This is a genomic window from Salegentibacter sp. (assembly GCF_041642575.1).
GTDB lineage: Bacteria > Bacteroidota > Bacteroidia > Flavobacteriales > Flavobacteriaceae > Salegentibacter.
Window position 1 is genome coordinate 30,232 of record NZ_JBEPWD010000015.1, and the last position, 12,418, is coordinate 42,649.

The window sequence follows — 12,418 nt, forward strand, 5'->3', positions numbered from 1 at the left end:
AAGCCATCCTGCAGGTTATCTTCTGCCTGCTGATAATTATTGGAGTATTTAAGACACAGTGCGAAAAGCTTTCCCGAGTAAATCCGGTAAAGCTCTTCCTGTGCCTTAATATCCTGTTTTTTACACTTACTTATGAGTTTCTCTAAACTCACTGAATTGCAGAGGTATTACTCGTTATTTTCTTCATTTTACATCTATTCCTCGTTTTCATCCAGGTTATCGGGATCCTCAACCGGAACTTCTACGGTGTAATATTGCGGCTCTCCGGAGGAATCTTGTCCTGCCCAAAACTTAAAAGTATATACAGTGCCTACCTCTCCGGTAATGGTGACGTCCCGCAAAGTAGCCTCCCTGGATAGATCTTCTTCTTCCTCATTACACTCGGTTAAATTAGCGTCATAAGAAGTAACTACCCCAATAAAAATATCTTTTATATCGGAACCCTGACCCTGTCGGGCATCAAAACCATTAAAGGTATGGCAGGCAGATGGCAGTAAATAGGTAACAACAATATCGTAAGATTCGCCGCTCTCGAAATATTCCGGCAATTCAGCTTCGGTTATTTCGGCAAATTCTAATAGGCGGTTTGGACCATCGTCATCCAGGCTGCAACCAACCAGGCTGACAGAAATCATTAGTAAAAAAGCTAATCTTTTCATTTCAATTTTTCTTTTTGAATTAGGTGTTTATTTTAAGATTCTATACTATAGATGCTTCCTGCTTCAAATGGTTGCGTATTGAAATAAAAAAAATCCCTTAAAAAAGGGATTTGATTTTTATTCGTTGGCAATTTTTATTGCCTCTTTTATTTTTACTTCCAGTTCCTCCATTAGATCTGGATTATCTTTTAGTAGTATTTTCACTGCATCACGTCCCTGTCCTAACTTGGTGTCTTCGTAACTAAACCAGGAACCACTTTTCTTGATGATCTCGTAATCCACTCCAACATCTATGATCTCTCCTATCTTCGAAATTCCTTCGCCATACATAATATCGAATTCGGCAGTTTTGAATGGAGGCGCAACCTTATTTTTCACAACCTTCACACGGGTTTTGTTCCCCAGGACGTTGCTGTTGCTATCCTTAATTTGAGTAGAACGTCTAATATCCAGTCTAACCGAAGCATAAAATTTAAGGGCGTTTCCACCGGTTGTTGTTTCAGGATTTCCAAACATAACCCCAATCTTTTCCCTTAACTGGTTGATGAAAATCACGGTACAATTGGTTTTGCTGATAGAGGCAGTAAGTTTTCTTAAAGCCTGAGACATTAATCTGGCGTGAAGCCCCATTTTTGAATCTCCCATTTCTCCTTCAATCTCGCTTTTTGGAGTAAGAGCGGCAACAGAATCTATTACAATAATATCTATTGCTCCCGAGCGAATAAGATTATCGGTAATCTCCAGAGCCTGCTCCCCGTTGTCTGGTTGAGATATGATGAGGTTTTCGATATCTATATTCAGGTTTTGAGCATAGGTACGGTCAAAAGCGTGCTCGGCATCAATAAAAGCAGCTATTCCGCCAGCTTTCTGAGCTTCAGCAATGGCATGCAGCGTGAGAGTGGTCTTTCCGGAAGATTCCGGCCCGTAAATTTCAATAACCCTCCCGCGTGGATAACCTCCAACGCCCATTGCCAGATCCAGCCCAAGGGATCCTGTGGAAATTGCCTCTACATCGCTTACGGCCTGATCGCTCATTTTCATCACCGTACCTTTTCCGTAGGTTTTGTCCATTTTATCAAGGGTAAGCTTTAAAGCTTTTAACTTAGCATCTCTTTCTTTCTCGTTGCTCATAATTCTGTTATATTATTTGGAAGTTGCTAAAATACTATAAGTTTTGGTGCATCACAATTTTAAATTTTCAGCAATTTTGATTTGAATTCATCTAATGGCAATTTGCTGGATTATAATTTATTATACTGAGGTTTTAATGAATTTATGTTCTCTTGGGGAATGTCACTTCCCCCATTCAGGAAAGATTGAAAATTTTAGCAGAAACCAATATTAAACATGAGAATACTTAGGAATTTATTAAGATCAGCCCATTTTTTCTACTGCGATTAAAGTTTATCTTTGCAAAAATTTTCTTTAACCTTATAAATTAGTATAGCATGCAACTGTACAATAAATTAAGCGCTAGAGAAAGAGAAGCTTTATTAGAAGAGGCCGGGGAAGACCGGTTGACCCTCTCTTTCTATGCGTATGCAAAAATTGGGAATCCTCATTTATTCAGAAATCATCTTTTTATTGCCTGGGACCAAATGGACGTGCTTGGGCGTATCTATGTGGCTCATGAGGGGATAAATGCTCAGCTTTCAGTTCCCGCTACACGATTTGAAGAATTTAAAGCCTTTCTGGACGGAATCTATTTCCTCGAAGGTGTAAGATTGAATATAGCCATTGAACACGACCTTAAATCTTTTCTTAAACTGAAGGTAAAAGTGCGTAAAAAGATAGTGGCTGACGGTTTGAACGATGAAAGCTTTGATGTTAGAAACAAAGGAATTCACGTTGATGCTACCAGGTTTAACGAACTTATTAGCGATCCTAACACGGTGTTGGTAGATATGCGAAATCATTACGAAAGTGAGATCGGGCATTTTGATGGAGCGGTTACTCCTGATGTGGATACCTTCAGAGATTCTTTGCCGATTATAGAAGAGGATTTAAAAGATCACAAGGAAGATAAAAACCTTGTGATGTATTGTACAGGTGGAATTCGTTGCGAAAAAGCCAGTGCGTATTATAAACATAAAGGCTTTAAAAATGTATTTCAGCTTGAAGGTGGGATCATTGAATACGCAAGACAGGTAAATAATCAGAATTTGGAGAATAAATTCTTAGGGAAGAACTTTGTTTTTGATCATCGTCGTTCTGAATGCATTTCGGGAGAAGTTATAGCCAATTGCCACCAATGTGGTAAGCCTAGTGACACTCATGTCAACTGCGCCAATGAAGCCTGTCACCTTCTTTTTATTCAGTGCGCTGAATGTGCCGAAAAAATGAATAATTGTTGTTCTAAGGAGTGTATGGAAATTAACGCCTTACCCTACGAAGAACAAAAGAAACTGCGTAAAGGAAAAGGTAACAGCAACAAGATCTTTAAAAAAGGCCGTTCTGAAGTTTTAAAATATAAAAGCTAAGCCTTCGTTCTTTAAGCAGAGCCAATTAATATTGGTATATTTACCTTTTAGAACCAATTATTAACCTACAAGCCTGCAACACTAAACTAGCAAGGCTTTCAATATATAGAATAATTTATGGCTTGCAGCAGTTGCTCAACCAAAGATGGTCAACCTAAAGGTTGTAAGAATAACGGGACCTGTGGTACCGATTCCTGCAATAAACTCAGCGTTTTTGACTGGCTTTCCAATATGTCTCTCCCCCAGGGAGTAGAAGCATTTAATTTTGTAGAAGTGAGATTTAAAAACGGTAGAAAACACTTCTTCCGAAATACCGAGAACCTAAGCCTTAGCATGGGGGACGTGGTCGCCACTGAGGCTTCGCCAGGTCACGATGTTGGGATGGTAAGCCTTGCCGGGGAACTGGTAAGGGTGCAAATGAAAAAGAAAAAAGTAGCTCCCGATAGTGAAGAAGTTTTAAAAATATACCGTAAAGCTACCCAGAAGGATATTGATGTTTGGGAAGAATACCGCGAAAGGGAAGAAGCTATAAAAAAACGCGCCAGAGAGATCGCCATCAGGCTTAAACTCAGCATGAAAATAAGCGATATCGAATTTCAGGGCGATGGCTCTAAAGCGACCTTCTACTATACCGCCGATGATCGTGTGGATTTCCGCCAACTTATAAAAGAATTTGCACGTGAATTTAATACCCGTATAGAAATGCGCCAGATAGGCCTTCGTCAGGAAGCAGCACGACTTGGAGGTATTGGTTCCTGCGGAAGAGAATTATGCTGCTCTACCTGGTTAACAGATTTCAGGTCGGTGAGCACTTCGGCCGCTAGATATCAACAATTATCGCTTAATCCGCAGAAATTAGCCGGACAATGCGGCAAATTAAAATGCTGCCTTAACTACGAACTGGACACTTACCTGGAGGCGCTAAAAGCTTTCCCAAGAACAGATACCAAGCTTTACACTAAAAAAGGAACGGCAGTTTGCCAGAAAATAGATATTTTCCAGGGTTTCCTTTGGTACGCGTACGAAGGGGAGTGGATGAACTGGTATAAGATCACCGCCGAGCAGGCCAATAAGATCATTCAATCGAATAAGAACAAGGAAGATGTTGCAAGTTTAGAGGAATTTGAGGTTCAGTTAATCGAAACCGAGAAACAACCAGACTTCAACAATGTAGTGGGACAGGATAGTTTAACTCGTTTCGATAAACCTAAGGGCAAAAAACCACGCGGGAAAAACCGCAAGAAAAAGCGTAAGGGTAAACCTTCTAAGAATGCGTAAAATAAGTGTTGTTATAATTTTATCGCTTTTAATTAGCGCTTTTGCCGGTTGCGACAAAAAACGTGTCTTTGATGATTACAAGGCTGTAGATGGTGAATGGCATAAAGATTCGATTATAAGCTTTGACCTTGGGGAGTTGGATTCTCTTCAAACGTATAATTTATTCATCAACCTTAGAAATAATAACGATTTTAGGTATAGCAACTTATTTTTGATAACAGAGATCCGGTTTCCTCAGGGAAAAGTGATTACCGATACCCTGGAATATGAGATGGCTGCACCTTCAGGCGAATGGCTTGGCAAGGGTTTTGGTGATGTAAAAGAAAACAAATTCTGGTATAAAGGGAATGTTCGATTTGATGAACCCGGAGATTATCAGGTAGATATTAAACACGCAATGCGTAAAAATGGGGAAGTAAACGGGATAGATAACCTGGAGGGAATCACACACGTAGGCTTCAGAATAGAAAATACTTCAGAATAACTTCAGTATAAATAAATGGCCAAGTCACCTAAAAAACAAGAAAAGACCACCCGAAGCAAATCCTCTTATATTCTTGGATTCTGGACCCTCTTCGGATTAGGGATTTTAATTATTATTTTCATCTTTTTGCTAGCAGGTTGGGGCGCTTTTGGAAAAATGCCCACTTTCGATGAGCTTGAGAATCCTGAAACCAATCTTGCTACCGAGATCTTTTCTTCTGATGGAGAAACTCTTGGAAAATACTACAGCGAGAATCGTACCCCAATAAGGTATGATGATTTGCCTGATCATCTTGTGGAAGCTCTTGTTGCCACTGAAGATGAACGATTTTATAAGCACTCGGGGATTGATGCAAAAGGCACCTTAAGAGCCGCGGTATTCCTTGGATCACGTGGAGGGGCGAGTACTATTACTCAGCAGCTTTCTAAATTACTTTTTACTGACCAGGTCTCCAATAATCCCATGGCCAGGGTTCTGCAGAAGTTTAAAGAATGGATTATTGCCACACGTCTTGAACGGCAATACACCAAGGAGGAGATCATTACCATGTATTTCAATAAATACGATTTTGTGTATCAGGCAGTGGGAATTCGTTCTGCTTCGAAGATCTATTTCGGGAAAGAAGCTAAAGATCTGGATATTGAAGAATCTGCAGTGCTCGTAGCCATGCTTAAGAATGCGTCCCTTTACAATCCAGTAAGACGCCCGGAAATGGTGCAGCAACGCCGCAACCAGGTTTTTGTTCAGATGTATAAAAACGGATACCTTTCTGAAAAGGAAAAGGATTCCCTGCAAAAACTTCCTTTAATCCTGGACTTCTCTCCGGAAGGCCATGATGAAGGGATGGCCACATATTTCAGAGTTTACCTGCAAGGATTTATGAAAGACTGGATAAAGGAAAACCCAAAACCGGACGGAACTGAATATAATATCTACCGTGACGGACTCAAGATCTACACCAGCATAGATTCCAAAATGCAGGAATATGCCGAAGACGCTGTTAAGAAACATATATCTCACCTTCAGAAGGAATTTGACCGCCAGAACGAAAACAATAAGACAGCACCTTTCAGGGATGTTACCCAAGATGAGGTAAACAATATTATAAGAAACGCTATGAGGAGGTCTGACCGCTGGAAAAAAATGGAGGCCCAGGGAAGATCTCAGGAGGAGATACTTGCATCTTTCGATGAGGTAAGAAATATGAGGGTTTTTAGTTGGGAGGGGATTAAAGACACTCTAATGTCGCCAAAGGACTCTATTTTTTATTATAAAAGTTTCCTAAGAGCAGGCTTAATGTCTATGACTCCACAAACCGGTGAAGTAAAAGCCTGGGTTGGGGGCATTAACTTTAAACACTTTAAATACGATCACGTAAAACAAGGAAAAAGACAGGTAGGTTCTACTTTTAAGCCATTTGTTTATGCAACGGCGATAGATCAGTTGAAACTTTCGCCTTGTGATACTTTGCCTCGAAATCGGTTTACCATTGAATCCGGCAAATACGGGAATGCTAAAGACTGGTCTCCCCGAAACTCTGATGATAAGTATGAAGGGATGATCTCTCTTAAAAATGCCCTGGCACAATCGGTTAATACCGTAACTGCAAGGCTTATAGATAAAACGGGCCCCGGCCCGGTTGTAGACCTTGTTAGGAAACTTGGAGTAGATACCGAGAATTTTTCTACAGGTCCCGCTATAGCCTTAGGAACTGAGGATATGAACTTGTTTGAAATGGTTTCTGCCTACAGTACTTTCACAAATGAAGGTGTTTACATTAAACCATTAATTGTAAACCGAATTGAAGACAAGAACGGAACAGTACTTTTTCAGAATGTTCCCGAAACTCATGACGTGCTTAGTAAGGAAGCAGCTTATGTCACAGTTAATTTAATGGAAGGCGTCACACAAAATGGCTCCGGGGTTCGTTTACGAGGAACTTACGCCAAAGATCTTGACCATTATAAACGCGGGGTGACCGGATATCCTTACGATTTTAAAAATCCTATTGCGGGAAAAACAGGTACAACTCAAAACCAGAGTGACGGTTGGTTTATGGGAATGGTTCCTAACCTGGTAACCGGGGTTTGGGTTGGTGCTGAAGACCGCTCGGTGCACTTCCCGACTTTAACCTATGGGCAAGGTGCGACTATGGCATTGCCAATCTGGGGGATGTATATGAAAGATCTCTATGCTGATGAGGAATTGGAAGTTTCCCAGGATAATTTCCCAAAGCCTGACAATTTATCAATTGAGGTAGATTGTTCAAATTACAATCGGGATAATAGGCAGGATTCAGATACACTTCCGGATGAATTGGATTTTTAAGATTTATCAATTCTGAATAAGATAATTTAAGGCCTCAAAAGCATTGGCCTTAGCTGTTTATTTTTGTATTTTTCGGTAAAAATAACACCGATGATTCGAAAAACAGTAAAAAATGTTCAGGAGGCTCTTCAAGGGGTTGAAGACGGCATGACTTTTATGCTTGGTGGCTTTGGCCTTTCGGGAATCCCCGAAAATGCGATTTCAGAACTTGTTCGCTTAAATAAAAAAGACCTTACCTGTATTTCCAATAATGCCGGAGTAGATGACTTTGGCCTTGGTTTATTACTTCATAAAAAACAGATCAAAAAAATGGTTTCTTCCTATGTGGGAGAAAACGCTGAATTTGAACGCCAGATGCTTAGTGGAGAGCTGGATGTAGAGTTGATTCCGCAAGGTACTCTGGCTGCCAGATGCCAGGCTGCCCAGCAGGGTTTCCCCGCCATTTATACCCCTGCGGGTTACGGAACCGAAGTAGCTGAAGGAAAGGAAACCCGGGAATTTGATGGTAAAATGTATGTAATGGAAGAAGCTTTTAAAGCCGATTTTGCCTTCGTGAAAGCCTGGAAAGGCGATAAAGCAGGGAATCTCATTTTCAAGGGGACTGCCAGGAATTTCAATCCTAACATGTGTGGCGCTGCTAAAATCACAGTTGCGGAAGTAGAAGAACTGGTTGAGCCGGGAGAGCTGGATCCCAACCATGTGCATATTCCGGGGATCTTGGTACAAAGAATCTTTGAGGGTGAAAATTATGAAAAACGCATAGAGCAGAGGACTGTTCGATCTAAAAAATAAATTATGTCTTTAGGAAAAGAAGGAATAGCACAACGCATCGCAAAGGAAGTTAAGGATGGTTATTATGTTAACCTTGGAATTGGTATTCCAACCCTGGTGGCCAATTTTGTGCGAGACGATATAGACGTGGAATTTCAGAGTGAAAACGGGATACTTGGAATGGGACCTTTCCCTTTTGAAGGAGAAGAAGACCCGGATCTGATCAATGCGGGAAAACAAACAATTACAGCCCTTCCCGGAGCGAGTTTTTTCGATTCAGCAATGAGTTTTGGAATGATTAGGGGGAAGCATGTACATTTAACTATCCTTGGTGCAATGGAAGTTGCCGAGAACGGCGATATCGCCAACTGGAAGATTCCGGGCAAGATGGTAAAAGGCATGGGTGGTGCTATGGACCTTGTGGCAAGTGCCGATAATATTATCGTAGCCATGATGCATACCAATAAGGCTGGTGAGTCTAAACTATTAAAGCGATGTACCCTTCCTCTTACCGGCGTTGGTTGTGTGACCAGAATCGTTACTAATCTCGCGGTTATAGAAGTTACTGAAGACGGATTTAAGCTTCTTGAAAGAGCCCCGGGGGTTAGTGTAGAAGAAATCAAAAAAGCAACCGAAGGCAAGCTAATAGTAGAAGGAGAAATTCCAGAAATGCAATTATAAAAATTGAAGTTTCCTGAAAAGTTCAGAAATAATATTTATCTAACTTTTCAGGAAACCAAATTATCTAGGCATCAAGGAATGAGGTGGAAGTTTCTTTGATATTGATAATAAATTCTATAGCCTCATCTCGCGAAATAACTTCACCTCTCGAGTTAGCCTGAGAAAAATAATCATACCAGCCGGCATCCTTTAAATTTTCCTCCAGCATTTTTACTTCCTCTTTTGTGGGCATTTTCCAAACGGTCATATAACGATAATCGCTGCGGTAAGGAGTGTGTTCGTCGTTACGAGCCCAACCAAGGTTTTCTACACCGCGTGACTTCATTTCTGCTATTCTATCCTCCATTTTTTTAAAGACACTACGACGCTCTTCGGTAGAAAGTTTGAGCCATTTGCGGGTAACATTCCACATTTCAACGTATAAATACATAATTTTCGGTTTTTTGGTTAGAATAAAGTCCAGGCTGAATCCATTAAAAGAATTTAACCATCTTAAAGTTACGAATTTTTGAAGAGGATTACGGGGTGTTTTAACTGAAGTTTAGCTGAAAATGCCTTTAAACTGAAATAACCTCTTCTTCTGCAAGCAGTTTTTCCTGCCGGAATTTCAGAATAATTTGTGCGATAGCCAGCACGTCTTTCTCACAATATCTTATTATCCTTTCCGGATCATTTTCTTCATAAAATACCTTGCATACATCACTACCGCTTATGTCGTCTTTTGGGGAAGGAATTCCTAAGATATTAGTAAGCAGCTTAAGAGAAGTAAAATGTTTGTAATCTCCGAATTTCCATAGTTCCAGGGTGTCAAGATGAGGTACTTCCCATGGTTTCTTGCCAAATAGGTTGAGTTTTATCGGCAAAGGAAGATCATGGATAAGCATTCTGCGGGCAATAAAAGGAAAATCAAATTCCTTTCCATTATGTGCACAAAGAAGATGATATGGTTGAAAAAAATGAGTTTCCAAAAGTTCACTAAAGTCTTTAAGAAGTTGCTTTTCCTCCCCGCTATAAGTGGTTATCCTAAAACTTCGGTCTTCATTTTTAAAACTGAAAAATCCTACCGAGATACAAACAATTTTCCCGAACTCGGCCCATATTCCTGCACGGTCATAAAAATCTGCAGGTGTAAATTCATCCTTGCGCTGGTACAGGGTCTTATCTTCCCATAGGATTTTTCTCTCTTCGCTTAGTTCATTAAACGTTGCGGTTTCGGGTACGGTTTCAATATCAAGAAAAAGTACGTTCTCCAGCTTTATTTTATGAAGCATTGTTTAAAATTTTATAAGTTTCATCAATATACCTAAAGAAATCAGGGGAATGCTGGGCATCGTCTTTTCTCTTAATAAATTTTTCACCCAATCTAACTATGATAAGATCATCCTCGGGAATTATGATCACATATTGTCCCTGTACCCCTCGCATATAGAAAATTTCTTTTTCCATATAATCGCTTAACCAAAATCCATAACCGTATTCAGGACTGTCTTTAAATCTGGGTTTGGTCATATTTTCAATAAAATTGGCATTTAGTAACTGTTGGTCTTCCCACCTACCTTTGTTTTTGAACAATTTCCCAAATCTGGCAAAATCCCGGGCGTTTGAAGCTATACAGCAATAAGCCTTTTCCATGCCGTGTTTTTCACTGTCCAGTTGCCAGAAGGCATTGCTCAGCATTCCCATAGGTTTCCAGAAATTTTCACTAAGATATTCTGATAAATTACGGTCTGTGGCTTTTTCCAGAACCATACCCAGAAGTTGCGTGTTCCCACTTAAATATTTAAATTCTTTGCCCGGAGTTTCGGTTACTTCGAGCTCTAAAATCTGCTTCCGAATGTTATTGTCAAAATATGCCCTCGCTGTCATTCCGAAGGGGTTATAATAATCTTCATCCCAGTTTAGCCCGGAAGACATGGAAGCCAGGTCTCCTACCGTTAGGGCTTCATCGAATTGCGGATAAAAATCGGCTACCGGCTGATCTAAACTTTCTATATGGCCCTGCATGATAGCTTTTCCTAACATGGCCACGACGATACTCTTAGCCATGGAAAAGGAGTTAGATCTTAAAGGTGGAGTGTAATCATTATAATATTTTTCAAACCAGATACTATCATTTTTAATAATTAAGAAGGCCACTGTTTTTAGCTCTTCATTTAACTCCTCTAAAGCATCTGTGGGTTCTTCCGCATTATAATCAGAATGTTTGGGCCACTCCTGTCCGTTATCTCCGGCTTCAATGATCCTGTTGTCAAATTCATGATAGTCTGAAATATATGCGGTAGTATACCCGTTGAGGTAAGTAATCCTGGCACCTCTTAATAAATATTCATAATCGAGAATATAGATTAATAAAAACACCAGTAATATGGAACCGAAGCTAATTCCGACTACTCTTAAAAATTTCTTCATCACTGATTAATATTAGTTTTTACCTAAAAAAGACTTTGTTGTACTAGAGCTCCTTCATGATGGAGTAAGTATCTTTTTCGTTCAAGTCCCCCTGCATAACCGGTTAAAGAACCATCACTTCCTATTACCCTATGGCACGGAACTACTATCCACACCGGATTTTTTCCATTTGCTGAAGCCACGGCCCTAATGGCATTAACATCACCTAATTTTTTTGAAAGTTCTAAATAAGATAAAGTTTTACCATATGGAATCTCCAGAAGAGCATGCCATACCTTTTTCTGAAAATCTGTGCCCTGCAGATCGAGTTTTAAATCGAATTCTTTCAGATCACCTTTAAAATAAGCCTGAAGCTGTTGAATCGCAGGTAATAAAAAATCCGGAATATCTGAGGTTGTTTGTTGCTCTTCATCCAGGAATTTGATTTCTGAAATTCCCGCCTCACTTCCGCTAATCCTTATTGCTCCCTGTTGAGTCTTCAGAAATATCTTCATTGTTATTTTTGTCTTTTTCCTGGTTCCGTTTAATCAGTCCCAGGCGTTTAGCACGTCGCTCCCAGTTTTTACGGGCTAGTAACTGCATATCTTCAATGCTGTCGCTCTCGTCCATTATCTCAAGCCCCAACAGGGTTTCAATAATGTCTTCCATGGTAACCAGGCCTACGGTATTTCCAAATTCATCTACCACAACGGTAATTTGTCCTCTTTCCTGTACGAATCTCTCAAATAATTCGGGAATAGGAGTATGGGCCGGGATCATAAAGATTTCCCGCTTTATACTGCTTAGCGGCTGTGGCCCTTTTTGGTCTATCATTTCTTCCAGGACATCGTCCTTAAGTATAAAACCTGTTATATTATTAGGCTTGCCTTTATAAACAGGAATCCGGGAAAATTTCAGGTTTCTATGATTTCGGTGAAAATCTTCTATCGAGGTGTCTTCATTTTCGGTAACAGCAACTGAAAATGGAGTCATCACATCCTTTGCTTGTACTGATTTAAAAACCAATAAATTTTTAATCACCGTAGTTTCGCTTTCTTCAAAAACACCTTCTTCTTCCGCAGCATCTGTTATAGCAGCAAACTCTTCTCTACTCATAGAAGTTACGTGAGCAGATTTCCCAATTAATTTTGTGGTGAGCATCATTAGCCATAAAATCCCGGTATATTTCAGCGGAAAGATCATTGCGCTTAGAACTTTAGCCGTGAAATTCCCCAGCTTCTGCCAGTAGGTTGCGCCGATGGTCTTAGGGATAATTTCAGATAAAATCAGAATAGCCAGGGTCATTATAGCTGAAACAATACCCACAGCATTAGTTCCGTCACCAAAGG

At 40.2% G+C, this 12,418-nt stretch carries 14 protein-coding genes; 6 read left to right on the plus strand and 8 right to left on the minus strand.

The annotated features are described in order from the left end of the window. From ACESK1_RS04590 to recA, 3 genes are all read right to left on the minus strand, one after another. A partial coding sequence (locus ACESK1_RS04590) for an RNA polymerase sigma factor (protein WP_372918404.1) occupies positions 1-152 on the minus strand: 152 nt, incomplete at its 3' end. Positions 153-194: 42 nt separating this feature from the next. Further along, on the minus strand, positions 195-659 hold the full coding sequence (locus ACESK1_RS04595) for a hypothetical protein (protein ID WP_372918379.1): 465 nt from the start codon (positions 657-659) through the stop codon (positions 195-197). 117 nt (positions 660-776) lie between these two features. Then, a complete protein-coding gene (gene recA, locus ACESK1_RS04600) occupies positions 777-1,790 on the minus strand; it encodes a recombinase RecA (protein ID WP_372918381.1) in 1,014 nt (337 codons plus the stop codon). 317 nt (positions 1,791-2,107) lie between these two features. On the opposite strand from recA, the gene ACESK1_RS04605 reads away from it, so the two are divergent. The 6 genes from ACESK1_RS04605 (at position 2,108) to ACESK1_RS04630 (ending at position 8,681) form a co-directional block, all read left to right on the plus strand. Next, the gene (locus tag ACESK1_RS04605; protein ID WP_372918383.1) at positions 2,108-3,139 is read left to right on the plus strand and encodes a rhodanese-related sulfurtransferase; all 1,032 of its coding nucleotides are present in this window, start codon (positions 2,108-2,110) and stop codon (positions 3,137-3,139) included. Between the two features lie 117 nt (positions 3,140-3,256). Next, complete coding sequence (locus tag ACESK1_RS04610) at positions 3,257-4,417, plus strand: stage 0 sporulation family protein (RefSeq protein ID WP_372918385.1); 1,161 nt, start codon at positions 3,257-3,259, stop codon at positions 4,415-4,417. Then, entirely contained in the window at positions 4,410-4,901 is a 492-nt protein-coding gene (locus ACESK1_RS04615; RefSeq protein ID WP_372918387.1) for a gliding motility lipoprotein GldH, read from the plus strand. Before ACESK1_RS04610 ends, ACESK1_RS04615 begins: the two co-directional genes overlap by 8 nt. A 15-nt stretch (positions 4,902-4,916) precedes the next feature. Then, on the plus strand, positions 4,917-7,229 hold the full coding sequence (locus tag ACESK1_RS04620; RefSeq protein WP_372918388.1) for a transglycosylase domain-containing protein: 2,313 nt from the start codon (positions 4,917-4,919) through the stop codon (positions 7,227-7,229). A gap of 90 nt (positions 7,230-7,319) precedes the next feature. Then, the gene (locus ACESK1_RS04625; RefSeq protein WP_372918390.1) at positions 7,320-8,021 is read left to right on the plus strand and encodes a CoA transferase subunit A; all 702 of its coding nucleotides are present in this window, start codon (positions 7,320-7,322) and stop codon (positions 8,019-8,021) included. Positions 8,022-8,024: 3 nt separating this feature from the next. After that, on the plus strand, positions 8,025-8,681 hold the full coding sequence (locus tag ACESK1_RS04630; RefSeq protein ID WP_372918392.1) for a CoA transferase subunit B: 657 nt from the start codon (positions 8,025-8,027) through the stop codon (positions 8,679-8,681). 64 nt (positions 8,682-8,745) lie between these two features. Here ACESK1_RS04630 and ACESK1_RS04635 read toward each other — a convergent pair whose 3' ends face one another. The 5 genes from ACESK1_RS04635 to ACESK1_RS04655 form a co-directional block, all read right to left on the minus strand. Next, a complete protein-coding gene (locus tag ACESK1_RS04635; protein ID WP_372918394.1) occupies positions 8,746-9,111 on the minus strand; it encodes a DUF6616 family protein in 366 nt (121 codons plus the stop codon). Positions 9,112-9,238: 127 nt separating this feature from the next. After that, positions 9,239-9,952 carry a 3'-5' exonuclease gene (locus ACESK1_RS04640; RefSeq protein ID WP_372918396.1) on the minus strand — a complete coding sequence of 238 codons (714 nt, stop codon included), beginning with the start codon at positions 9,950-9,952 and terminating at the stop codon, positions 9,239-9,241. Then, the gene (locus ACESK1_RS04645; protein WP_372918398.1) at positions 9,942-11,090 is read right to left on the minus strand and encodes a serine hydrolase domain-containing protein; all 1,149 of its coding nucleotides are present in this window, start codon (positions 11,088-11,090) and stop codon (positions 9,942-9,944) included. Before ACESK1_RS04645 ends, ACESK1_RS04640 begins: the two co-directional genes overlap by 11 nt. A 23-nt stretch (positions 11,091-11,113) precedes the next feature. After that, the gene (locus ACESK1_RS04650; RefSeq protein ID WP_372918400.1) at positions 11,114-11,584 is read right to left on the minus strand and encodes a methylated-DNA--[protein]-cysteine S-methyltransferase; all 471 of its coding nucleotides are present in this window, start codon (positions 11,582-11,584) and stop codon (positions 11,114-11,116) included. Beyond that, positions 11,541-12,418, minus strand: an 878-nt coding sequence (locus tag ACESK1_RS04655; protein WP_372918402.1) for a CBS domain-containing protein, incomplete at its 5' end; no start/stop codon positions are given. The genes ACESK1_RS04655 and ACESK1_RS04650, both read right to left, overlap by 44 nt.